Source organism: Polynucleobacter acidiphobus, from assembly GCF_003065385.1.
Classification (GTDB): domain Bacteria; phylum Pseudomonadota; class Gammaproteobacteria; order Burkholderiales; family Burkholderiaceae; genus Polynucleobacter; species Polynucleobacter acidiphobus.
On the sequence record NZ_CP023277.1, the window covers coordinates 143,344 to 166,495 of the forward strand.

The 23,152-nt window shown below is 48.6% G+C and carries 20 protein-coding genes; 17 read left to right on the forward strand and 3 right to left on the reverse strand.

The genetic code is table 11. From position 1 onward, the window contains the following. Positions 1–32: 32 nt before the first annotated feature. Positions 33–1,739 (forward strand): AMP-binding protein, encoded by a 1,707-nt coding sequence (locus tag AOC32_RS00840; RefSeq protein WP_108507687.1) that lies wholly within the window; start codon positions 33–35, stop codon positions 1,737–1,739. Here the strand turns inward: AOC32_RS00840 and bioD are convergent. The 3 genes from bioD to bioA are packed head-to-tail and all read right to left on the reverse strand — an operon-like array spanning position 1,731 to position 5,009. After that, the gene (gene bioD, locus AOC32_RS00845) at positions 1,731–2,441 is read right to left on the reverse strand and encodes a dethiobiotin synthase (protein WP_108507688.1); all 711 of its coding nucleotides are present in this window, start codon (positions 2,439–2,441) and stop codon (positions 1,731–1,733) included. The two genes, AOC32_RS00840 and bioD, sit on opposite strands and share 9 nt — an antisense overlap. After that, entirely contained in the window at positions 2,438–3,649 is a 1,212-nt protein-coding gene (locus AOC32_RS00850; RefSeq protein ID WP_108507689.1) for an aminotransferase class I/II-fold pyridoxal phosphate-dependent enzyme, read from the reverse strand. Before AOC32_RS00850 ends, bioD begins: the two co-directional genes overlap by 4 nt. Positions 3,650–3,662: 13 nt before the next feature. Then, positions 3,663–5,009, reverse strand: coding sequence for an adenosylmethionine--8-amino-7-oxononanoate transaminase (gene bioA, locus AOC32_RS00855; protein ID WP_108507690.1), 1,347 nt, complete (start codon positions 5,007–5,009; stop codon positions 3,663–3,665). Between the two features lie 80 nt (positions 5,010–5,089). Between bioA and bioB the strand changes: the two genes are divergently transcribed. From bioB to ftsA, 16 genes are all read left to right on the forward strand, one after another. After that, positions 5,090–6,109 carry a biotin synthase BioB gene (gene bioB, locus AOC32_RS00860; RefSeq protein ID WP_108507691.1) on the forward strand — a complete coding sequence of 340 codons (1,020 nt, stop codon included), beginning with the start codon at positions 5,090–5,092 and terminating at the stop codon, positions 6,107–6,109. Then, positions 6,106–6,789 (forward strand): 2-polyprenyl-3-methyl-6-methoxy-1,4-benzoquinone monooxygenase, encoded by a 684-nt coding sequence (gene coq7 / locus AOC32_RS00865; RefSeq protein ID WP_159074872.1) that lies wholly within the window; start codon positions 6,106–6,108, stop codon positions 6,787–6,789. The genes bioB and coq7 overlap by 4 nt, the downstream gene beginning before the upstream one ends. A gap of 239 nt (positions 6,790–7,028) precedes the next feature. Next, positions 7,029–7,457 (forward strand): division/cell wall cluster transcriptional repressor MraZ, encoded by a 429-nt coding sequence (mraZ, locus tag AOC32_RS00870; protein ID WP_108507692.1) that lies wholly within the window; start codon positions 7,029–7,031, stop codon positions 7,455–7,457. A 12-nt stretch (positions 7,458–7,469) separates the two neighbouring features. Next, positions 7,470–8,405 (forward strand): 16S rRNA (cytosine(1402)-N(4))-methyltransferase RsmH, encoded by a 936-nt coding sequence (gene rsmH / locus AOC32_RS00875; RefSeq protein WP_108507693.1) that lies wholly within the window; start codon positions 7,470–7,472, stop codon positions 8,403–8,405. Beyond that, entirely contained in the window at positions 8,402–8,668 is a 267-nt protein-coding gene (ftsL, locus tag AOC32_RS00880; protein ID WP_108507694.1) for a cell division protein FtsL, read from the forward strand. The genes rsmH and ftsL overlap by 4 nt, the downstream gene beginning before the upstream one ends. After that, positions 8,665–10,425 (forward strand): peptidoglycan D,D-transpeptidase FtsI family protein, encoded by a 1,761-nt coding sequence (locus AOC32_RS00885; RefSeq protein WP_108507695.1) that lies wholly within the window; start codon positions 8,665–8,667, stop codon positions 10,423–10,425. The genes ftsL and AOC32_RS00885 overlap by 4 nt, the downstream gene beginning before the upstream one ends. Beyond that, the gene (locus AOC32_RS00890; RefSeq protein WP_199908507.1) at positions 10,422–11,963 is read left to right on the forward strand and encodes a UDP-N-acetylmuramoyl-L-alanyl-D-glutamate--2,6-diaminopimelate ligase; all 1,542 of its coding nucleotides are present in this window, start codon (positions 10,422–10,424) and stop codon (positions 11,961–11,963) included. Before AOC32_RS00885 ends, AOC32_RS00890 begins: the two co-directional genes overlap by 4 nt. Then, the gene (locus AOC32_RS00895; protein WP_234409762.1) at positions 11,963–13,411 is read left to right on the forward strand and encodes a UDP-N-acetylmuramoyl-tripeptide--D-alanyl-D-alanine ligase; all 1,449 of its coding nucleotides are present in this window, start codon (positions 11,963–11,965) and stop codon (positions 13,409–13,411) included. Before AOC32_RS00890 ends, AOC32_RS00895 begins: the two co-directional genes overlap by 1 nt. Next, complete coding sequence (gene mraY, locus AOC32_RS00900; protein WP_108507696.1) at positions 13,402–14,571, forward strand: phospho-N-acetylmuramoyl-pentapeptide-transferase; 1,170 nt, start codon at positions 13,402–13,404, stop codon at positions 14,569–14,571. The genes AOC32_RS00895 and mraY overlap by 10 nt, the downstream gene beginning before the upstream one ends. Before the next feature lie 15 nt (positions 14,572–14,586). Next, entirely contained in the window at positions 14,587–16,275 is a 1,689-nt protein-coding gene (locus AOC32_RS00905) for a Mur ligase family protein (protein ID WP_108507697.1), read from the forward strand. After that, positions 16,272–17,513, forward strand: coding sequence for a putative lipid II flippase FtsW (ftsW, locus tag AOC32_RS00910; protein ID WP_108507698.1), 1,242 nt, complete (start codon positions 16,272–16,274; stop codon positions 17,511–17,513). Before AOC32_RS00905 ends, ftsW begins: the two co-directional genes overlap by 4 nt. Next, positions 17,510–18,580, forward strand: a complete 1,071-nt coding sequence (gene murG / locus AOC32_RS00915; RefSeq protein ID WP_108507699.1) for an undecaprenyldiphospho-muramoylpentapeptide beta-N-acetylglucosaminyltransferase — start codon at positions 17,510–17,512, stop codon at positions 18,578–18,580. The genes ftsW and murG overlap by 4 nt, the downstream gene beginning before the upstream one ends. Beyond that, positions 18,577–19,983: a UDP-N-acetylmuramate--L-alanine ligase gene (gene murC, locus AOC32_RS00920; protein WP_108507700.1), complete on the forward strand. Its 1,407-nt coding sequence runs from the start codon at positions 18,577–18,579 to the stop codon at positions 19,981–19,983. The genes murG and murC overlap by 4 nt, the downstream gene beginning before the upstream one ends. Before the next feature lie 10 nt (positions 19,984–19,993). Beyond that, positions 19,994–21,001 carry a D-alanine--D-alanine ligase gene (locus AOC32_RS00925; RefSeq protein ID WP_199908535.1) on the forward strand — a complete coding sequence of 336 codons (1,008 nt, stop codon included), beginning with the start codon at positions 19,994–19,996 and terminating at the stop codon, positions 20,999–21,001. A 2-nt stretch (positions 21,002–21,003) separates the two neighbouring features. Next, positions 21,004–21,900, forward strand: coding sequence for a cell division protein FtsQ/DivIB (locus AOC32_RS00930; protein WP_234409763.1), 897 nt, complete (start codon positions 21,004–21,006; stop codon positions 21,898–21,900). Beyond that, a complete protein-coding gene (ftsA, locus tag AOC32_RS00935) occupies positions 21,897–23,126 on the forward strand; it encodes a cell division protein FtsA (RefSeq protein ID WP_108507703.1) in 1,230 nt (409 codons plus the stop codon). The genes AOC32_RS00930 and ftsA overlap by 4 nt, the downstream gene beginning before the upstream one ends. Positions 23,127–23,152: the final 26 nt, after the last annotated feature.

The following is a 23,152-nucleotide window of genomic DNA, read 5'->3' on the forward strand; positions in this document are numbered from 1 at the left end:
GTGTGTCAATTAAAAAAGTGTAATAAATACCAATGATTACAAATAAACCTTGGTTTTCATCCTACCCGAGGGGCGTTCCCCACCATCTGAGTTATGACCGGTATGGCTCACTCTTGGATTTACTCGATGAGTCATTTGAAACGCATCGGGAGCGACCCGCGTATTGGTGTATGGGCAAGCACTTTTCCTATGAAGCCATTGATATGGCTTCTATGCAATTAGCCAGTTATTTGCAAAGCCTTGGTCTTTCGAAGGGCGCTCGGGTTGCAATCATGCTGCCCAATATTCCGCAATATCCGATGGCTTTGTATGGCGTACTGCGAGCAGGTTTTATTGTGGTGAGTATCAATCCCTTGTACACCCCGCGTGAGTTAGCAGCCCAACTAAGCGATTGCGGGGCGGAGGCTATTTTGCTTTTGGAGCATTTTGGAAAAACCCTTGAAGATGCCTTTGCAATTGAGGGTCAAGCAATAGCAATAAAACACGCAGTGATCACGAGTATTGCGCAGATGCTGGGTTGGAAGGGCCCCTGGTTAGATCGTTTTATACGAACCTTTAAGCGCAAAGTCATTCCTTATTCCTTGCCTACGCAAGTTGGCACGATTCAATTTACCGCTGCCTTAGAGCAGGGCGCACAACAAGCTTATGAGCGTCCACATTGTTCTCAGGATGATATTGCCCTATTGCAATACACCGGCGGAACTACCGGGATTTCAAAGGGTGCCATATTGACCCATCGCAATTTAATTGCCAATGTATTGCAAATTGAGGCCTGGTTAAAACCGATTGAACAACGCAAAACCATTACCGCTTGGCATTTTTTGTGCGCACTTCCCATGTATCACATCTTTGCACTCACGGGTTGTGGATTATTGGGCATGCGCCTGGGCGCCCGAATTCTGTTGGTTCCAAATGCGCGGGATTTACAAAACTTAATTGGGATTTTGAAAGAGTTTCCGGAGATCAACATGTTTCCGGGAGTCAATACTTTATTTGCTGCTCTTTTGAACAATCCCAAATTTGCTCAATTGGATTTTTCTCAGTGGGCACTAACGATTGGTGGTGGCATGGCAGTGCAACGCTCTGTTGCACAACGTTGGCAAGAATTAACTGGTACGGTCATTACCGAGGGCTACGGCCTTTCTGAAACCTCTCCAGTTGCATCATGCAATACCCCCTTGGCAACGGAGTTCACCGGCTCAATCGGCCTACCCTTGCCCGATACTGAGATGTGTATTCGGGATGAAGAGGGTAAGGATTTGGCGGTTGGCGAGATTGGCGAGATTTATATTCGGGGTCCGCAGGTCATGCGCGGTTATTGGCAACAAGAATCTGAAACCCAGAACGTGTTGGGCGCCGATGGATTCTTTCGAACGGGCGATATCGGCGTGATGGATGAGGCTGGTTATTTCCGAATTGTGGATCGTAAGAAAGACATGATTTTGGTGGCTGGCTTTAATGTCTTTCCAAATGAGGTCGAGGATGTAGTTGCCTTAGTTCCTGGGGTTCTTGAATGTGCAGTGGTTGGCATTCGTCAAGGTGCGATGTGTGAGGCGGTCAAGTTATTCGTAGTGCGAGAAGACCCTTCGATTACCGAAGAACAAATTATGGAAGTTTGCAATCGCGAATTAACGCACTACAAACGCCCAACACAAATTGAGTTTCGAGAGAGCTTGCCTAAGAATAATGTGGGTAAGATTCTGCGTCGAGTCTTGCGTGACGAAAGTCAATCAGGGTAGTGTGATTGCAGCGGCAGCAAATTGAATGGCTTCAATTGAATAGGGTGTATTTGTTTTTTTCTGTAGGCTTGGCGGTAAATGCGCAATGCTTCCCAATAGGGGCGCCTTGATTCGATTCTGAAGCGTCGTAATGTTTTCGTTTAAGTAGAGCATCTTAGGATCGATGCAATTTGCGACCCAACCGACCAGCTTGAGGCCGCGTTGCTCAATGGCTTCTACCGTCAGTAATGTGTGATTGATGCAACCCAAACGCATCCCTACGGTCAGAATTACTGGTGCTTGAATACGTACAGCAAATGTAGATAAGTCATGATGATCGTCGATCGGTGTTAGAAATCCACCAGCACCTTCGGCAATGACATGGGCGATTTGTGTTTGTAGTGTTTGATAAGCTTGCACCATGCGATCGAGTTCTAAGTGCTTGCTATGTTCGGCAGCCACCAGATGAGGTGCAGCTGGAGTATCCAATAAATAAGGGCAAATCATACTTTGAGGAATTGCCGGATCTTGGACTAGCGCATAGGTCTCTAAATCCTCATTACTGGATATGCCCGCATGATTGCGATAAGTTCCGGCAACCACTGGCTTATAGGCGCACGCTGAACCTGGATTGTGTACATTTAATTTATAGACCAATGCAGCGGTGACTAAGGTTTTGCCAATCTCAGTATCCGTGCCGGTGACAAAGTAGGAGTGGCTCATGATTTTGGCAAAGAGGTTTCGAGATCAGACAGCACCTTGCAGAGCCCCAGAATCTGTTCTTTAGTATGTGCGGCCGATAAGGTCATCCGTAAGCGTGCCATGCCTTTAGGAACAGTGGGCGGACGAATTGCGGGTATCCAATATCCCAATTGATCTAGGGCTCGTGCAAGTTGTAAGGCAGTCTCATTACTGCCAACCACAATGGGCTGAATCGCGGTACCTGATTTCAATCGGTTCCAACGCTTAAAAGTAGAACCTTCTTTCCAAAGCGCGATATTGCCATGTAAACGAGCTCGTAATTCTTGCCCGAGCTCTCCTTCGATTAGAGAAACACTGCGTAGCACGGCAAAAGCCAATGCAGGTGAGCTGGCTGTACTGTAGATATAGGGCCTTGCTTTCTGAATGAGCCATGCGATGATTTTTTCATGGGCGCAAACAAAGGCACCATTGAGACCAGCGGCTTTGCCCAGCGTACCAATATAGATAATTCGATCTGAGCAAATTGTTTGATCTTCCAAAATTCCATACCCATGCTTGCCGAGCACACCAAATCCATGCGCATCATCAATCATGAGGAGCGCATCGTATTGATTGGCTAGGCGTAAGAGCTCTTGAGCTGGCGCGAGATCGCCATCCATACTGAAGACCCCATCGGTCACGATGAGTTTGTTTGGGGCGGTGTCATGACTTAAGACCTCTTCAAGCTCTGTAAGGTGATGGTGATCAAAGACATGCACTTCGATTGATGCCTGTGCTTTTGCTAAGCGAATGCCATCAATTAGAGATGCGTGATTAAGGGCAGCAGAATAAATACTTGTTTTTCCCCCGATCAAGCTCAGGGCAGTAATGGCGCTGATGTTAGCCAGGTAGCCGGTGGAGAAAAATAAAGCACGCGCATTTGGAATGGCACCGGCTTGAGTCGATGCTAATTTTGCTTCGAGCTCATCATGAATCGCATGATGACCACTAATTAAATGCGAGGCTCCACTGCCCGTACCAAAACGACTAGCTCCTTCGGAGAGGGCTGTAATCAATTCAGGATGATTGGCAAGCCCTAGGTAATCATTGCTACAAAATGCCAGCAATGGTTTTCCTCCAATTTGGATCTCAGTACCACATGGGGTATCGACTGAGCGAATCGAGCGACGCAGTAATTCACGATCGAGTGTTACTAGTTCCGTATCAATTTGATTAAGAGCAAAGGACATACGTAATATGGAATCAGGACTTTTGCAAAACAGTATGCAAGGTTCGTTCAATCGCACGACCCATCTGTTGGATTTCATCGGCAGAGAGAATATAAGGCGGCATGACATAGACTGTGCGACCAATAGGTCGAATCAACACGCCCTCTTGTAAGCCCTGCTGAAACATTTCTTTGGAGAATGAGCCTGGATTTGAAATCGCAGATGCGTTGACATCAAACGCAAAGATCATTCCTTGTTGACGAACATGTTCAATCGATGCGAGATCACGGGTCCATGCGAATGCTTCTTGGATCGATTGACTGCGGACTTTATTTTTCTTTAGTACGTCATCCTCTTGAAAAATATCTAATCCTGCGAGTGCAGCGCGACACGCTAATGGGTTGCCAGTGTATGAGTGCGAATGCAAAAAAGTGGCTGACATGCGGTCACTGTAAAAGGCGGAGTAAATCGTATCGGTGCTCAAACAAATGGATAGCGGTAAATAACCGGCACTGATTCCTTTGGATAGGGTCATAAGATCCGGCCAAATACCGGCTTGCTCACAGGCAAAGAATGTGCCTGTCCGACCACAGCCAACTGCGATTTCATCGGCAATTAGATGAACGTCATATTGCTCGCATAGTTGCTTCGCTCTTTTCACATACCGTGGCGCATGCATTGCCATTTGGCCTGCGCATTGCACTAGGGGCTCAATGATCAAGGCCGCTATCGTTTGATGGTGCTGGGCTAAACACTCCTCAAGATTTTGGAGCGCTAAATCAATGATTTCCTCGCTGGAGACCTGGTTGGTTGCGGCCCGAGAATCGGGTGACATTACGATATGAACCGGATTGAGAAGTGATCCATAGGCATCACGAAATACCGATACATCCGTTACGCTGAGTGCGCCTAGGGTTTCTCCATGGTAGCTATTCGCTAAGCAAATAAACTCTTTTTTATTGGGTTTCCCCTGAATTTTCCAAAAGTGATGACTCATCTTGAGCGCAATTTCGACTGCTGAAGCACCGTCGCTAGCATAAAACGCATGGCCTAATTGACCATTTGTTAGTGCACTTAAACGTTCTGATAGCTCAACCACTGGTTGATGGGTAAATCCAGCAAGCATTACATGCTCAATGCAGTTGAGTTGCTCTGCGATTGCTTGATTGATGCGCGGATTAGCGTGACCAAACAAATTGGTCCACCACGAACTAATTGCATCAATGAAGCGCCGTCCTTGATCGTCGCAAAGCCACGCACCTTTTCCCGAGGTAATCGCAATTAATGGATAAGCCTCGTGGTCTTTCATTTGGGTGCAGGGTTGCCAAACCGAAGCAAGGCTTCGACTGACCCAGTCTAAGGAATGACCCGGTTTATTCATTGGCGCAGGTGTGGATTATTTCAAAATGAAGCAGCATATCTGGTATGTTATTGGTTTTATAGTCCAGTCCCGATAAAACCATGTCAGCATCACCAACGATCTCACCATTGGTTCAGGTTAAGCCAAGCTCACCCACCGCCTATCCAATCTGGACACTGGAGCAGGTCGCAGCATTATTTGAGCTCCCATTTCATGAGTTGATGTTTCGAGCCCAAGAAACGCATCGCCAATATTTTCCAGAGGGTGATGTGGAATTGGCCACCCTGTTATCAATTAAGACCGGGGGTTGTCCGGAGGATTGCGGCTATTGTCCCCAAGCGGCGCGTTATCACACCGATGTGAAGGCAACCAAACTCTTGGAATTAGATGAGGTGCTAGAGGCTGCTAGGGCAGCCAAAGCGGCTGGCTCCAACAGGTTTTGTATGGGTGCTGCGTGGCGGGAGCCCAAGGATCGTGATGTGGAAAAAGTAGCCGCCATGATTCGGGGTGTTAAGGAGTTAGGCCTTGAGACTTGCGCTACGCTTGGAATGCTAGAAGCCAGTCAGGCTAAGGCTTTGCGGGATGCGGGCTTGGATTTTTATAACCATAATCTAGACACCAGTGAAGATTTTTATCCAAATGTGATTCAGACCCGCAACTACCAGGATCGCTTGGATACTTTGCAGCATGTTCGGGATGCTGGGATGTCGGTATGCTGCGGCGGGATTGTGGGGATGGGGGAATCGAGGGAGCAGCGCGTAGCATTCATTGCACGTTTGGCGAATCTAAATCCTTACCCAGAATCCGTGCCCATTAATCATTTGGTTCCGGTAGCCGGCACCCCCTTGGCCGATCAGCCCAAATTAGACCCCTTGGAATTTGTGCGCACCATCGCCGTTGCTCGAATTACGATGCCTAATGCCCGAGTTCGATTATCAGCGGGTCGTCAAGAGCTTGGAAAAGCCGTGCAAGCCATGTGTTTTCAGGCGGGCGCAAACTCCATCTTCTATGGCGACCAGTTGCTCACCACCGGCAATCCAGAGGCGTTGGCCGATCGCCAATTGCTCGCAGAACTTGGCCTAAAAACCAAGGAAAGCTGCAAGGCTGAAGTGCAAGTATGAGTCGTTCAAGCCCTATCAACCTGAGCCCAATTGATCGTTTGATTGGTGAGTTTGATACTGCGTTGCGGGCAATTGCCGGAGGTGCCAATTACAGTCGGCCAGTCCCCAAGGCCAATATTCAAAAAGGATTAAATGAAGAGCAAGTGCTCACTTCAGATCTTGATTTAAGCCCCCAAGACCGCACCCATGTAGCAGGCTTAATGCGCGTCAATCACGTTGGGGAGGTCTGTGCCCAGGCGCTCTACCAATCTCAAAAATTACTAGCTAAGACGCCCGAAACCCGAGCCTTATTGGATCAGGCAGCAAAAGAAGAAATGGATCACATGGCATGGTGCGAGGAGCGTCTCAAAGAGCTGGACTCTCGCCCGAGTCTGTTGAATCCATTGTGGTATGCGGGGGCCTTTGGAATCGGACTGGTCGCGGGCTTAGCGGGTGACCGTTGGAGCTTAGGATTTGTGGCAGAAACAGAGAAGCAGGTGGAGCGGCACTTGGATGATCATCTTGAGAAGCTTCCTGAAGCCGACCTTCGTTCCCGAGCCATTGTGGAGCAGATGCGGATTGATGAAATTGAGCACGGCGCAAGCGCAATGGCTGCTGGTGGGCAAGAATTACCCCGGCCCATTCAGACGCTCATGGCGGGAATTTCCAAAATCATGACAACGACCGCTTATAAAATCTAGTATTACTGTTCTTTTATACAGGCTTTTCAGGGCATTCCCCTTATATACCTAAAGACGTATCTTAGCTATAGATTACAAGTACTTGTTTTAGGTCATAATTTTAATTTACGATTATTTTGCAAAGCTTCTCTAAGTATTTGTAATCACTAGAGAATTTCCTAAAAATTTACCCAAAAATACTTGACCCTGTAGGAAGCTTCCTCTAAAGTGGGAGGAAGTGTGAAAAAGTGGGGTAAATTTTGTTTCAAGGCGCTTCAGCTCTCAATCTCGACGCAAAAGGTCGTATGTCGGTGCCGGCAAGGCATCGTGATGCCTTATTGCTGCAGGGGGAAGGTCGCGTCACGCTAACCAAGCACCCCGACGGGTGTTTGTTGCTATTTCCTAGGCCCGAGTGGGAAGCATTTCGGGCTCGGGTTGCGCAATTACCAATGGATGCACATTGGTGGCGCCGAATCTTCTTGGGTAATGCTGCGGAAATTGATTTAGATGGCGCCGGACGCATTCTGATCACGCCCGAGCTACGCACCGCTGCAAACATTGAACGTGAAATTATGTTGTTGGGTATGGGTTCGCATCTAGAGATCTGGGATGCAAACACCTATGCAGCAAAAGAGCAGGCGGCAATTGCGCAGGGCATGCCAGACGCATTAAAACAATTTACCTTTTGATGATCGGGCGCCATGAACAACATCCATCGCCCAGTATTACTGGCCGAGGCAGTCACCGCCATGATCAGCGGACCATCCTTTCAGCCCAACTCTGCCGTACTAATCGATGGAACCTTCGGTCGAGGTGGTCATACGCAAGCGCTCTTGGATGTGCTTGGCAAGGAGAGCAAGCTCGTCGCATTCGACAAAGATCCAGAGGCCATTGCCAAAGCCCAATCGCTTTGCGATCCACGTCTGCAAATCATTCACTCAAGTTTTGCCAACATCGAGCAGCATATTCAGAGGGCATCGGTCGATGCAGTGTTACTCGACTTGGGAATCAGCTCACCGCAAATCGATACACCGGAGCGGGGATTCTCATTTCGGTTCGAGGGCCCGCTTGATATGCGTATGGATACGACACGCGGAATCTCAGCACAGGAATGGCTCGCCAGCGCAGCCGTCGATGAGATTGCGCAGGTAATTAAAACCTTTGGTGAGGAGCGCTTTGCATCATCCATTGCGCGAGCAATTGTGAAACAACGCGAAGAAGGACATCCTGTTCAAACTACCAAAGCCTTGGCAGATTTGATTGCAAGTGTAGTGAAAACACGTGAACCAGGACAAGATCCAGCAACCCGCACCTTTCAAGCCATTCGGATTTTTATCAATCAAGAATTGACTGATCTTGAGAAGGGCCTATCCGCCGCTCTAAACGTATTAAAAGCTGGCGGTCGATTGGTAGTGATTAGTTTTCATTCATTGGAAGACCGTATTGTTAAGCAGTTCATGCAAGCGCATGCGCAAGTGAACATCCCTCGAGAATTGCCCATACGAGCAAAAGATTTACCACAGGGTGATTTAGAAATCATTGCTCGGGTTAAGCCAAGTGATACCGAGATTAATGAAAATCCACGAGCCCGTTCAGGGGTGATGCGCGTTGCACAGAAAAGAGGCGCTCTCGTATGAATCGCGCCACGCTTAGCCTGCTTGTATTACTACTCATTTGTGCATTGTCACTAGTAACCTCGCAACAGAAAACGAGAAAGTTATTTGTATCCTTGGAGCGTGCCCAAGCACAAGAGCGCAGGCTAAATCAAGAATGGCTCAGGTTAGAGTTTGAGCAGCGCAATCTTTCCAAATCGGCCCGAATTCGTGATGTGGCTCGTAATCAATTGCGGATGAGCCCGATTACTCCAGATCGTACTCTCTACTTTAAGGAAGGTCTATGAAACCGGTAGGCTTCTCGACCTCTCCAAATGTAGTATTGCGACTGCCGATGTGGCGTTCGCGGCTGATGCTATTCCTATTATTTGTCGCATTTGCAGCGTTGGTCATTCGTGCATTTTGGATTCAGGGCCCAGGAAATGGGTTTTATGAAGCCAAAGCGGTCAAGGGCGTGCAGCGTGAGATTGAGATGCGCGCTACGCGTGGAAAAATTTTGGATCGCAACGGCCAGCTAATTGCGACAAGCCTTGAGGCAAAGGCTGTGATTGCATATACCGACAATATTCCCGCCGACCTTGCGCCTGAGAAAATTACGCAGCTCGCCAAGCTCCTGGAGATGAGTGAGGCGGAGATTAAGAAGCGTTTTGCGGATGAGCGCAATCAAGTATTTTTAAAGCGTCAGGTTGATCCTGAGATTGCTCAACAAATCCGTCGTTTAGAAATTCCAGGCATTGGATTAAATAATGAATACCGTCGTCATTACCCCGAGGGTGAGGCGATGGCTCACGTGGTTGGCTTTACCAACGTAGAAGATCGTGGACAAGAAGGAATTGAGCTGGCGCGCGATAAAGACTTGGCGGCTCAGCCAGGGAAACGGCGGGTTGTGGTCGATCGCTTGGGTCGTATTGTGAATGACATCGCAATCTTGCAATTTCCACAAGACGGTCAAGATCTCCAACTCTCAATCGATAGCAAGATTCAGTACATTGCATATAACGCCTTAAAGAGTGCCGTTGAAAAGCATCGTGCCAAGGCCGGTGGCGCGGTAGTGCTGGATGTGCGCACTGGAGAAATTTTGGCATTGGCTAATTGGCCAAGCTATAACCCCAACTCGCGTAAAGCACTGACTGGAGAGCAGCTACGTAATCGAGTCTTGACCGATACCTTTGAGCCGGGCTCAACCATGAAGCCTTTCCCCGTTGCGCTTGCACTTGAGCAAGGTAAGGTGCAGCCTGAAACTAATATGACCATTGGTCAAAAATTATTAGTAGGTCCCAAGCCGATCACGGATACGCATCCCTATGGAATGTTGACGGTATCCCAAGTGATTCAGAAATCGAGCAATATCGGCACTGCAAAATTAGCGCTGCAGCTCGAACCTCGTGAGATGTGGGATCTATTTGCGGCAGTTGGTTTTGGCCAGGCCCCGAACATTGGATTCCCTGGCGCAGTGGCAGGGCGCTTGCATCCATATCAAAAATGGGGCCAAAGTGATCAAGCTCGTATGTCCTTTGGATATGGAATATCCACATCATTATTTCAGTTGGCACGTGCCTACACAATTTTTGCTCGCGATGGCGAGTTGGTGCCTACCACCATTTTGCGTAGCCCAGATTACAAACCGGGCACTCGAGTGATTACGGCTAAGTCTGCGATTGAGATGCGCAATATGTTAGAAACCGTTACCGAGCAAGGCGGCACAGCATTGACGGCGCGTGCGGAGGGATTTCGGGTTGGTGGAAAAACCGGTACCTCACATAAGGTCGAAGGCAAAGGCTATGCCTCTAATAAATACCGCGCATTCTTTGTTGGTTTGGCACCGATTAGCGCCCCTCGCATTGTGGTTGCGGTGATGGTTGATGAGCCTACCGTCGGTGGTTATTACGGTGGACAGGTTGCTGCACCCGTGTTCTCAACAATTGTGAGCGAGACCTTGCGTAGCCTGAACGTCACTCCCGATATGAATGAGCGCACCGTGGTACAGGCGCCGGATGCGCAACCGGTAACTGGTGCGTTACAAAAAGTGGCGCTGAAGCAATGATGGCTAATACCCAAATGACCCATCGCGATATATTGCCTTATTTAAGGCAAAGCCTTGAGCCTGGCGCAAAATTGGTTGCGGATACCCGCCTAATTGCAAAGGGCGATGTGTTTCTGGCTTACTCGGTTGGACACGGTAAGGCCCTACGAGATGGACGAATCTATATAACTCAGGCACTTACCCAAGGGGCTGCCTACGTGTTGTATCAACCGCATACCAATGAAGGCCAAAGTGTCGCTTGGGAAACTAATTTAGATGAGCGTTGTATCGCGGTTCCCGAGCTTGCTAAATATGCTGGGTGGTTAAGCTCAGAGTGGTATGGCAAACCCAGCGAAATGATGCCGGTGATAGGCGTGACTGGCACGAATGGTAAGACCAGCGTGACCCAATGGCTTGCACAATGTTTATCCGATAGAGCTGCTGTGATCGGTACACTCGGTAGTGGCTTTCCAAACCAATTACAAAGACTGGGGTACACCACCCCAGATGCGCCCCGCTTACAAATGGAGCTTGCTAGCTTAAAAGCAAAAGGGGCTGAATATATTGCGCTCGAGGTATCTTCACATGCCCTAGAGCAAGGACGTGTGAATGGCACTCACTTTGCTTGCGCCGTCTTTACGAATCTTAGCCGTGATCACTTGGATTATCACGGCAGTATGGGAGAGTATGGTGCCGCAAAAGCCCGACTTTTTCTTGATTTTCATCCGAAGAATATTGTTATCAATATTGATGATTCTTTTGGGCGCGAGCTACTAATGAGTATGGCAACGCGCGATGATGTGGAGATTTGGGCATACGGTATGTCTCAAAGCTCATTTCAGGGATTAGAAAAATTACAAAGCCGCTTCAAAGCCATTTATTTTCAGGAGTACACATTTGGAAAGAATGCCTATCAATGCCAATTGAGTATTGATGGAAATAATCACTCAGTCACCATTCCTGTATTGGGCGTATTTAATTTAAGTAATGCCCTGGCCGTGATTTCAACCCTGATGGTTTTTGGAATTCCAGATGCACTAAAGCGCCTCTCTAACCTAAAACCTGTTTTAGGTCGCATGGAAGTGATTCATAGTGATCGCGCAGACACCCCATTGATGGTGGTTGATTACGCTCATACCCCCGACGCATTGCAAAAAGTTTTAGAAACATTAAAACCAATTGCACAAGGACGCGGAGGAAAACTGGTGTGCGTATTTGGCTGTGGTGGAGACCGGGACCAAGAAAAGCGCCCCATGATGGGAGCAGTTGCGCAATCGATTGCTGATCATGTGATCGTTACGAGTGACAATCCACGCTCTGAAGATCCTCAAGCCATTATGGACATGATTGTGGCTGGAATGGGTGACCATCACACCTCATCCCTTGAGCTCATTGCAGATCGTGCTGCAGCGATCATGACCGCAATTAGACAAGCTCAAGCTCATGATGTTGTTCTAGTCGCCGGTAAGGGCCATGAGACCACTCAAGAAATTCAGGGAAAACGTTTTGATTTCTCTGATCAAGCGCACTTACGGCTGGTGAGTGGAGGGTTGATTTGATGCAAGCCATTCTAGCTATGACCAATCTTGCTCATATCCATGCCTTGCTTCCTAATAGCGAATTGCACAACATTGGCATGGTTGAAGCGCACGATCAACTGATTAGTCAGGTCGGAACCGATAGTCGTAACCTTTCCGCTGGAGAACTCTTTGTGGCACTTAAAGGCGATCGGTTTGATGCGCACAACTTTTTAAGTGCTGTGGCCGAGCAGGGTGCTTCTGCTGCCTTGATTAGTGAGAAAACATCCTGCCCAACAAGTCTGCCAGCAGTTTATGTAGAAGATACGCGCAAGGGGCTTGGCGAGCTAGCCGCCGCATGGAGAGCCCAGTTTGGATTGCCCCTGGCGGTAGTGACCGGAAGTAATGGCAAAACAACCGTTAAGGAAATGATTGCAGCAATCTTCAGACAGGCGGTTAGCCCTACTGAATTACTTGTGACTGAAGGAAATCTAAATAACGATATTGGTTTGCCGCTCACATTATTAAAGTTACGCCCCTCGCATCGCCTGGCCGTGATTGAGCTGGGCATGAATCATCCGGGTGAGACCGCCGAGCTTGCAGCGATCGCTCGCCCAACCATTGCACTTATTAATAATGCCCAACGGGAACATCAAGAGTTCATGGAAACGGTGGATGCGGTGGCGCGTGAACATGCAGATGCTTTACATGCACTTCGGTCTGATGGCGTTGGCGTGTTTCCGGCCGATACCCCATATACCGCTTTATGGAGAGAAGCTTGCGCTTCCAAACGGTATGTAGAGTTCCGTTGGTTAGATCAGGCGCCCAATACAAATTTGGAATTAGCTTCCGTGATTGATGGTTATTTACTTGCAGATGGTCAGATCGAAGTTCGAACATCGATTGGTTCGATTCAGGTGAAACTCAATACGCTGGGTGAGCATAACTACCGCAATGCCTTAGCCGCCAGCGCAGTAGCCATTGCCGCACAGATTCCTTTGTCGCAAATTAAAGCAGGCTTAGAGGAGTTCATGCCTGTATCGGGTCGGATGCAGCGCATCACGATATCCCAGACTATTGAACTCATCAACGATACGTATAACGCTAATCCCGATTCAGTTGCGGCTGCTGTTAAGGCATTAGCAGCCCTTCGTGGTGAGCGTTATTTGGTTTTGGGTGATATGGGAGAAGTGGGTTCGCAGGGCCCCGCTTTTCATCAGGAACTTGGGAAGTACACGGCGCAATGCGGTATTGAGCATTTCAAGACGATTGGTTCTCTAACGAAAGAAAGTCATACAGCATATTTACGTGAGAGACCTACTGGGGATGCACGTCATTTTGATGATATTGATTCATTGAATCGTGAGTTGGTTCAGAATCTGCAGCGATTAAACGATCGTAATGTATGCATCTTAGTTAAAGGTTCGCGATTTATGCGGATGGAGCGGGTCGTGCAAGCTCTTATTGAGGGAGTGAAGCCATGCTCTTGATCTTGGCCCAGTGGTTACAAGACGATTATGGATTTTTTCGGGTCTTCTCATATATCACCTTTCGTGCCGTGATGGCGACGATGACCGCACTTCTGATTGGTCTTGTCTTTGGTCCTTGGGTCATTCGCAAGTTGACTGCGATGAAAGTGGATCAGGCAGTACGCACCGATGGACCCCAAACGCATTTAGCCAAAGTAGGCACCCCTACTATGGGCGGCGTATTAATTCTTATTGGTATTTTTATCTCTTGCATGTTGTGGGCGGATTTGAGTAATCGCTTTATTTGGATCGTCATGCTGGTGACCTTTGGTTTTGGTGCGATTGGTTGGGTCGATGACTATCGCAAGGTGGTCTACAAGGACCCCAAAGGCATGCCTTCGAGAGAAAAATTCTTTTGGCAAACCTTGATTGGTTTATTTGCAGCGATTTATTTAGCGTTCTCAGTTTCAGAGGTTAATAACCTCAAGGTTTTGCAGTTGTTCATCAGCTGGGTCGAGAGCGGCTTCTCCTTAGATCTGCCAGCCAAGTCAAACTTAACCGTCCCCTTCATGAAAGAAGTGAGCTACCCCTTAGGTGTCATGGGCTTCATCATTTTGAGTTACTTGGTCATTGTTGGTAGTAGTAATGCGGTGAACTTAACCGATGGCCTAGATGGATTAGTCATCATGCCCGTGATTTTGGTGGGTGCTGCACTTGGCGCCTTTGCCTATGTCATGGGTAACTCGATCTACGCGAAGTATTTGCTATTTCCTCACATTCCAGGTGCTGGTGAGCTATTAATCTTTTGTGGCGCAATGGGTGGTGCAGGCCTAGCGTTTCTTTGGTACAACGCGCATCCGGCCCAAGTTTTTATGGGAGACGTAGGTGCTCTAGCCTTGGGTGGCGCCTTAGGAACCATTGCAGTCATCGTTCGCCAAGAGATTGTTCTCTTTGTAATGGGAGGGATATTTGTTGCTGAAACAGTCTCCGTGATGATGCAAGTTCTATGGTTCAAGTTCACCAAAAAATATTATGGCGAAGGACGACGTATTTTCCGGATGGCGCCTTTGCATCATCATTTTGAGCTTGGCGGATGGCGTGAGACCCAAGTGGTCGTGCGTTTTTGGATCATCACGATTTTATTGGTACTCGTTGGCTTATCGAGCCTTAAGTTGCGGTGAGAAACGATTGATACGATGAACCTGCGCTTACTTCACCCGTTTAGTTCCAGCCACAGCGATGAGTTCGCTGGACTAACTTCGCCAAAAATCTTGATCGTGGGTTTAGGTGAATCTGGCTATGCGATGACGAAGTGGTGCCTAAGCCAGGGTGCACAAGTTCATCTTGCTGATACCCGCTCTCTCTCGTTGTTAAATCCACAACAACAAACTTGGTTGAGTGAGCTTGAGGGCTTGGGACTCAAGTCTTTTACCCCCGAAGCACTTGATTGGAAGAGTTTGCTCGAGCAAGTTGATATTTTAGGAATTAGTCCTGGCTTATCACCACTGCAGGAACCAGCTAAATCATTTTTAGCTATTTGCGAGGAGCGTAAGATCCCTGTCTGGAGCGAAATCGAATTTTTTGCTCGCGCACTTGCTGCTTTGAGCCGGATGGCTATAGAGGCTGACACGAAGTATCAGCCTAACATTCTGGCAATTACTGGCACCAATGGCAAAACAACCACGAGTGCGTTAACGGCACACATTTGTGAGCGAGCCGGTCGCCATGTTGCCTTGGCAGGCAATATTAGTCCAGCTGCTCTTGAAAAACTGAGCACCGCATTGAATGAGGCAGAGAGTTTTGCTGATTTGCCTCACATCTGGGTATTGGAGTTATCAAGTTTTCAGTTGCACTTTACCCACACACTCAATCCAACGGCGGCAACCATTCTTAATCTCTCGCAAGATCATTTGGATTGGCATGGCGATATGCAAGCGTATGCAGCTGCGAAGGCTCGCATTTTAGGAAGCGATTCAGTTTTAGTTTTAAATCGAGATGATTTATTAGTGAACGAAGTATTTAGTCATACAGTCGATCATAAGATCATTTCATTTGGAAGTGACGCGCCAACGGAGAGCGACTCATTTGGTATTGAGCGTGACTTAAATGGCGGTGGAATCGATTGGTTGGTTTGGGCGGAGCCCGATGAAGCGACCCAAGCGATGGAGCAAGAGGAGGCGCAAGAGGGATTCATTAAGCGTCGCCGTCGCAGGAAAAATAATGCGTATGAAGAAGCAGAAAGCTTACGACTTAAGCGACTAATTCCGGCAGATGCGCTTCGGATTCGAGGTCGACACAATGCCCTCAATGCACTTGCCGCGCTTGCGCTTGCCCGTGCCGCAGGTTTGGGTATCAGTTTGCTTTTACATGGCTTGCGTGAGTATCAGGGCGAACCGCATCGGGTTCAAACTGTCGCCGTGATTCGGGATGTGGAATACATTGACGATAGCAAGGGTACCAATGTGGGAGCAACTGTTGCTGCATTAATGGGTTTAGGAGCAGCATCTTCCCAAAAGAATATATGGCTCATTGCTGGCGGCGATGGAAAGGGCCAAGACTTTGCTCCCTTATCTGAACCAATCGATCGGTTTGTAAAGGGCCTCATCCTGATAGGCCGTGATGGCCCTGCCATTGAGGCAGTGTGCTCAAGCGCAATAAGCCGAGGCAATTTACAAGTGATGGAAGCAAAGGATCTGGAGTCGGCTGTTCAGTCGGCAGCTCAATATGCATCAGCTGGTGACCTTGTTTTGTTATCCCCAGCGTGTGCGAGCTTTGATATGTTTAAAAACTATCAACACCGTGCGGACGTGTTTGTGGATGCTGTTCATGAGCTCGCCAATCAATGGAGCAATAGTCCCAATGAACACCTAGGGGCATCGGTATGAATATTCGTCAGAACCGTTTTTGGAATATCTCGCGCGAGGGCTTTGATGGATTTCGTTCGGGGCTCCGGGATGCGGTGTCCGGTGTTGAGCAAACGCGTTCACGCATGATGGAGTATGACCAATTACTGGTCTGGGCGGTACTGTCTTTGAGCCTAATTGGCCTTGTCATGGTTTATTCCGCTTCGATTACCTTGGCTGATGGCCCCAAATATGCCAACTACAGTAGTAATCACTTTTTGATTCGGCATTTGATCTCGCTTGGTATTGCAGTGTTTGTTGGGTTTTGGGTCTTTAAGATTCCGGTGAAAACCTGGGATAAGTTGGCTCCATACATCTTTGCATTCACGATTTTGCTTTTAATTGCTGTTTTGATTCCTGGAATTGGTAAGGGCGTGAATGGCGCACGTCGTTGGATTTCTTTGGGGGTGATGAATTTCCAACCATCCGAGCTAATGAAATTCGCTGTCATTATTTTTGCAGCTAGTTACACCGTCAAACGCCAGGAGCATTTACATTCCTTTGTGAAGGGCTTTGTCCCTATGGGACTAGCGGTTGCCTTGGTGGGTCTATTACTGATGCTTGAGCCCGATATGGGAGCCTTCATGGTGATCGCCATTATTGCCATGGGTATTTTGTTTTTGGGCGGCATCAATGCCAAATTATTTGCTGGCCTAACGATCGTAGGTGTAGTGATTGTGGCGACCGTGATCGCCTTATCCGAGTTTAGGCGTCAACGTATCTTTGCATTTTTAGATCCTTGGCAAGCCGAGCATGCTGCACGCAAGGGTTATCAATTGGTTCACTCCTTGATGGCCTTTGGACGTGGCGAGTGGTTTGGTGTTGGTTTAGGCGGGAGTGTTGAGAAATTACATTACTTACCTGAAGCGCACACCGATTTCATCTTGGCGGTGATTGGTGAAGAACTTGGTTTTGTGGGTGTATTTGTGGTGATTTTGCTTTTTTACTGGATCATACGTCGCGCATTTCTGATTGGTCGTACTGCCTTGCAATTGGATCGAAGTTTTGCGGGACTCTGCGCCAAAGGCATCGGCATTTGGGTCGGCTGGCAAGCCTTTATCAATATGGGTGTGAACCTAGGCCTTCTGCCAACGAAGGGTTTGACTCTGCCGCTCGTGAGTTATGGAGGTTCAGCCATTCTGATGAATATGGTGGCTTTCGCGGTCTTATTAAAAATTGATTATGAGAACCGGATCTTGATGCGCGGAGGCAAGCTATGACCAGCGCTCCGCGCTCAATCTTAGTCATGGCTGGCGGTACTGGCGGGCATATCTTTCCAGGATTAGCCGTTGCAGAGTGTCTGCGTAGGCAGGGTTGGTCTGTATCGTGGATGGGCAATCCCAGCGGTATGGAATATCGCTTAGTACCGGCAAAAGGATTTGTTTTTGAGGGCGTGCAATTTGGTGGTTTGCGGGGGAAGGGGATGCTAACAAAGCTACTGATGCCCTTTCGGTTAGTACGCGCCATGATGCAAAGCTGGAAAATTTTGCGTCGTTTGAAGCCAAGTGTGGTGTTAGGTATGGGAGGCTACATCACCTTTCCAGGGGGCTTAGTGAGCTACCTCATGGGTCGGCCTTTGGTGCTGCATGAGGCCAACTCCGTAGCGGGAAGTGCAAACCGAGTGTTAGCGCGATTTGCTAAACGAGTCCTCACTGGATTTCCGCACACACTCGAACATGGCCAGTGGGTGGGTAATCCGATTCGAGAGAGCTTTGAGGTGCTGGGGGATTGTAAGGCGCGCTATGCAATGCGTCAGGGCCCGCTGCATTTACTTGTGGTTGGTGGAAGTTTGGGAGCTGCTGCACTCAATGCTGTGGTCCCAGAGGCTTTAGCCTTATTACCAGACGATCAGCGCCCAAACGTGATACATCAGACTGGTGAGCAGCATTTGGAAGCAGTGACTAAAAAATATCAACAATTGGGCGTTCGCGCTGAACTGAGGCCATTCATTGAGGACATGGCTGGGACCTATGCCAAAGCTGATTTAGTGATTTGCCGTGCTGGAGCAATGACTGTATCCGAGATCTCGGCCGCTGGGGTTGCTGCTTGTTTTGTGCCATTTCCGCATGCGATTGATGATCACCAGACCGCCAATGCACGTTTTCTGTCCGATGCAAAGGCAGCAATTCTGATGCCTCAAGCTGAGTTGGATGCAGCCGCGTTGGTAAACCTGATTTTAGGATTACGGCGCGACGATTTAGCCGAAATGGCTGTGAAAGCCCAGGCGCTTGCAAAGTTTCGTGCGACCGAAGAAGTGGCCTCAATTTGTGAGGAGTGCGCTCGATGAAGCATATCGTTCAGCATATTCATTTTGTGGGAATTTGCGGAGCCGGTATGTGCGGCATTGCTGAAGTACTGCTCAATTTAGGTTATCGCGTTTCGGGATCGGACTTAGCGGAGTCAACGGTTACCAGGCGATTAATTGCTTTGGGCGCACAAATTACGATCGGGCATGATGCGAAGAACATCGGTGATGCTGAGGCAGTGGTGATTTCATCGGCGGTCACTGGTAATAATCCAGAGGTGCTTGCTGCAAGAGCCAATCGGATTCCGGTGATTCAGCGTGCCGTCATGCTTGGCGAGCTCATGCGCCTTAAGCAGGGAATTGCAATTGCTGGTACGCATGGCAAAACCACCACAACAAGTTTAGTTGCCTCCGTGCTTGCAGAGGGTGGCTTAGATCCAACTTTTGTGATTGGTGGAAAGCTTAATTCAGCCGGTGTAAATGCACGTTTAGGGCAAGGCGACTTCATTGTGGTGGAAGCCGATGAATCCGATGCCTCGTTCTTGCAACTCTATCCGGCTATGGAAGTGATCACCAATATCGATGCGGATCACATGGATACCTATCAGCATGATATGGCCCGTTTAAAGCAAACGTTTGTGCAATTTACGCAGCGCATGCCATTCTATGGAATCGCAGTACTTTGCATTGAAGATAGTAATGTTCGAGATATTCTGCCGTTTGTTTCCCAGCCGATCTTGCGCTATGGATTTTCTGAAGATGCTGATATTCGCGCAACGGATATCAAAGCCGTTGGCACGCAAATGCACTTTACGGTTCATCGCCGTGCAATTCGCCGGCATGGCCCCAGACCCGGACCCTTGCCGATTGTTCTAAATTTACCTGGTAAACACAATGTCCTTAATGCATTGGCAGCGATTGGAATTGCAACCGAACTGGGTGTGAGCGATGCGGCAATTACGAATGCCTTAATGCAATTCAGTGGTGTCGGGCGTCGTTTCCAACACTATGGCGATATTACGTTAGCGGGTGGCGGAACATTTACCTTGATTGATGATTATGGTCATCATCCGGTTGAAATGAATGCAACCTTAGCGGCTGCACGTGGCGCCTATCCAAATCGGCGTTTGGTTTTAGCATTTCAGCCCCATCGATTTACTCGTACTCGCGATTGCTTTGGTGAATTTGTGAATGTGTTGCGTCAGTTTGATGCGGTGATCCTCACCAATGTCTATCCGGCTGGTGAGGCGCGCATTGCGGGCGCCGATAGTAAAAGCTTGATGAAAGCATTAGGTAAATCGACCCCAGTTCAGGTGGTTGAGGATCTTCAGGAGATTCCTGCTGCATTAAGTGGACTTATCCAGGATGGTGATGTCTTGATTACGATGGGCGCGGGCTCCATTTCCAAGTTGCCCCAGATGCTCGTGGAGAATGGCCATGGCTAATCCTCAAACGATGCATTCTTGGGGTCATCAGGTTGCTACGCAACTTGCCCAGTTGTCCCCCAAACAATTTGGGCGTGTTGGCGTGTTAATGGGCGGACGCTCTGCCGAGCGCGAGATTTCTCTCTTGTCTGGTCAAGGAGTACTCAATGCGCTTTTAGAGAAAGGCATTGACGCACATGCCTTTGATCCAGGGGTGCGCAGTCCAGTTGAGATTGCAAACGAACAATTTGATCGAGTCTTTATTGCACTGCATGGACGTTATGGTGAAGATGGCACGATCCAGGGACTTCTTGAGTTACTTAATATTCCGTATACCGGTAGCGGTATTTTGGCTTCGGCCTTGTCGATTGATAAGGTGGTGACCAAGCAAATCTGGCTCAGTCATCAGTTACCAACGCCGCGCTATGAGGTCTTAACTGACGACAGTAATTGGGATCGTGTTGCGCATCATTTAGGGCTGCCCTTGATTGTCAAGCCCGCGCATGAGGGATCCTCATTGGGCTTAAGTAAAGTGAGGCGTATTGAAGAGCTTCCAGCCGCCTATGAGTTGGCGGCCAAATTAGATCGACGGGTTTTGGCAGAGGCCTGCATCGTTGGTCCAGAACTCACCTGTCCGATTGTGGGTCAGGGCGCGACCGCCCAAGCGCTACCACTCATTCAAATTATTCCTCCAGAGGCGGGTTATGACTTTCATCACAAATATTTTTCAGATGAGACTCAATATCGCTGCCCTCCAGGACTCGATCCAGAACTTGAGCGCCAGATTCAGGAGCTTGCAGTATCAGCCTATCGTGCGCTGGGTTGCCGGATGTGGGGACGTGCGGATGTCATGCTCGATGCGGCAAATCAGAACAAACCCTATTTGCTGGAAATGAACACATCGCCTGGCATGACCTCGCACTCACTGGTTCCAATGGCTGCCAAAGCAGCGGGCGTCCCCTATGCGGATTTAGTGGTGTGGATCTTGAGTCAGACCTTGGAAGGTGCGCCCTCTTCACCGGGGGTTGATCCATCATGATAATGATGCAACGGATCTCTGAGGCAATTGGTTTTGTGATTGCACCGGTTTGGAATCATGCGCAGCGTATGCAAGAAATCACGCGTTGGTTAATGCGCTTTTTTATTTTGGCGGTTGTGCTATCCATCTTTATTTGGCTTAGTCATCAACCCGTATTTACGTTAAAGCATTTGCAGATCGAGTCTGCTGGTCATCAGGATTTAAAACATGTCCATCTGCCCGCAGTACGTAGCCAGGTTTTGGATAAAGTTCAGGGCAATTTCTTTAGTGTGCGTTTGCAAGACGTGAAGGATGCCTTCGAAGCACTCCCTTGGGTGCGCCATGCTAGTGTGCGCCGCGCTTGGCCCAATGGTTTGATTGTTAGCATCGAAGAGCAAAAACCCTTAGGAGTTTGGGGTAAGGCCGATCAACAAAAGTTACTCAATGTTCATGGTGAAGTATTTGATGGCTCAGTTGCGGAGCTTGATGAAAACAGCCCTCTGATTGAATTTAGTGGGCCGGATGGATCAAGCAAAGAGGTGCTGCGTCTTTATCAAAAAGCCAGCACTTGGTTTAAACCTTGGGATGCCGAGGTTAAATCATTAACACTTTCTGATCGCTATGCCTGGCATATCAAGCTGAGTAATGGAGTACGTATTGAGTTTGGGCGCGAAGAGGAGCAAGCCAAAGGCGCTCTGGATCAACGCGTTGCACAGCTTTTGCAATATTGGCCTCAGGTTCAGCAAAAGTGGCCAAATCGGGTTGACGCAGTTGATCTGCGCTATCCCAATGGCTTTGCAGTTCATATTGTGGGTGCTCCAGCCAAACCAAGTACCCCCGCTATCAAAGTTGAAATACCAAAGGCGTATCAAATCGCCATTTTGAGTCATGACGAGCAACGCATTGAGGAATGGAAATGAGTAAAGACAGCCGCGATTTATTGGTTGGATTGGATATTGGTACATCAAAAGTGGTGGCTTTGGTTGCAGAGCTCAGCCCCGATGGCCAATTTAATGTATTGGGTTTAGGGCAAACCTCCTCGAAAGGACTAAAAAAGGGTGTAGTGGTCAATATTGAAGCTACGGTTCAGTCGATTCAGAAGGCACTCGAGGAAGCAGAGTTAATGTCGGATCGTCGCATTGCTCAGGTTTACACCGGTATCGCCGGTAATCACATTGTGAGTTTTAACTCGAGCGGTATGGTTGCGATTCGGGATAAGGAGGTTGGCACTGGCGATGTCGAGCGTGTTCTAGAAACAGCTAAAGCGATCAACATTCCCACCGATCAGCAAATTCTTCATATTTTGATTCAGGAATTCATCATTGATGGTCAGGAAGATGTGCGTGAGCCGATCGGGATGAGTGGTATCCGTTTAGAGGTGAAGGTACACATTGTCACTGGAGCGGTAAGTGCGGCACAAAATATTGTGAAGTGTGTCCGCCGCTGTGGTCTCGAAGTCAATGATTTAATTTTGCAACCCCTTGCTTCGAGTCTGGCAGTTCTGACCGAAGACGAAAAAGAATTGGGCGTTGTATTGATTGATATTGGTGGTGGCACAACCGATATTGCCATTTACAGCCAAGGGTCGATTCGCCATACCGCAGTGATTCCGATTGCTGGTGATCAAATTACCAATGACATCGCGATGGCCTTACGAACCCCAACGATTGAGGCAGAGGATTTAAAGATTCATCATGGGGTTGCCAAACAGGATATGGCTGACCCCAATGCCATGATCGATGTTCCTGGCGTGGGGGATCGTGAGCCTCGCCCGATGTCCAAACAAGCGCTTGCAGCAGTCATTGAGCCGCGAGTGGAGGAGCTGTTTACTTTAGTGCGCAATATTGTCCGCGAGTCAGGCTATGAAGACATGGTCTCTTCTGGAATTGTGCTCACTGGTGGTACTGCCATGATGCCTGGCATGGTTGAGTTAGCAGAGCAGGTTTTCTTAAAGCCCGCACGCATTGGCGCGCCAGAATATCGCGGTCATTTACATGAAGTATTGAGAAGTCCAAGGTACTCCACCGGGCTTGGTTTGCTTATGGAAGGGCAGGCACAAATGATGCGTGGTCGCAGAGCAATCCAGGGCGGGAGCTTACAAGGCGTGGTTGCACGCATGAAGGAATGGTTTACAGGAAATTTTTGATTTTTTTCGTCGTCGTCAATCGGTGA

Coding starts and splice junctions, on each gene's coding strand:
- AOC32_RS00840 (WP_108507687.1), top strand. CDS start 33: ATGATTACAAATAAACCTTGGTTTTCATCCTACCCGAGGGGCGTTCCC.
- bioD (WP_108507688.1), bottom strand. CDS start 2,441: ATGAGCCACTCCTACTTTGTCACCGGCACGGATACTGAGATTGGCAAA.
- AOC32_RS00850 (WP_108507689.1), bottom strand. CDS start 3,649: ATGTCCTTTGCTCTTAATCAAATTGATACGGAACTAGTAACACTCGAT.
- bioA (WP_108507690.1), bottom strand. CDS start 5,009: ATGAATAAACCGGGTCATTCCTTAGACTGGGTCAGTCGAAGCCTTGCT.
- bioB (WP_108507691.1), top strand. CDS start 5,090: ATGTCAGCATCACCAACGATCTCACCATTGGTTCAGGTTAAGCCAAGC.
- coq7 (WP_159074872.1), top strand. CDS start 6,106: ATGAGTCGTTCAAGCCCTATCAACCTGAGCCCAATTGATCGTTTGATT.
- rsmH (WP_108507693.1), top strand. CDS start 7,470: ATGAACAACATCCATCGCCCAGTATTACTGGCCGAGGCAGTCACCGCC.
- ftsL (WP_108507694.1), top strand. CDS start 8,402: ATGAATCGCGCCACGCTTAGCCTGCTTGTATTACTACTCATTTGTGCA.
- AOC32_RS00885 (WP_108507695.1), top strand. CDS start 8,665: ATGAAACCGGTAGGCTTCTCGACCTCTCCAAATGTAGTATTGCGACTG.
- AOC32_RS00890 (WP_199908507.1), top strand. CDS start 10,422: ATGATGGCTAATACCCAAATGACCCATCGCGATATATTGCCTTATTTA.
- AOC32_RS00895 (WP_234409762.1), top strand. CDS start 11,963: ATGCAAGCCATTCTAGCTATGACCAATCTTGCTCATATCCATGCCTTG.
- mraY (WP_108507696.1), top strand. CDS start 13,402: ATGCTCTTGATCTTGGCCCAGTGGTTACAAGACGATTATGGATTTTTT.
- AOC32_RS00905 (WP_108507697.1), top strand. CDS start 14,587: ATGAACCTGCGCTTACTTCACCCGTTTAGTTCCAGCCACAGCGATGAG.
- ftsW (WP_108507698.1), top strand. CDS start 16,272: ATGAATATTCGTCAGAACCGTTTTTGGAATATCTCGCGCGAGGGCTTT.
- murG (WP_108507699.1), top strand. CDS start 17,510: ATGACCAGCGCTCCGCGCTCAATCTTAGTCATGGCTGGCGGTACTGGC.
- murC (WP_108507700.1), top strand. CDS start 18,577: ATGAAGCATATCGTTCAGCATATTCATTTTGTGGGAATTTGCGGAGCC.
- AOC32_RS00925 (WP_199908535.1), top strand. CDS start 19,994: ATGCATTCTTGGGGTCATCAGGTTGCTACGCAACTTGCCCAGTTGTCC.
- AOC32_RS00930 (WP_234409763.1), top strand. CDS start 21,004: ATGATGCAACGGATCTCTGAGGCAATTGGTTTTGTGATTGCACCGGTT.
- ftsA (WP_108507703.1), top strand. CDS start 21,897: ATGAGTAAAGACAGCCGCGATTTATTGGTTGGATTGGATATTGGTACA.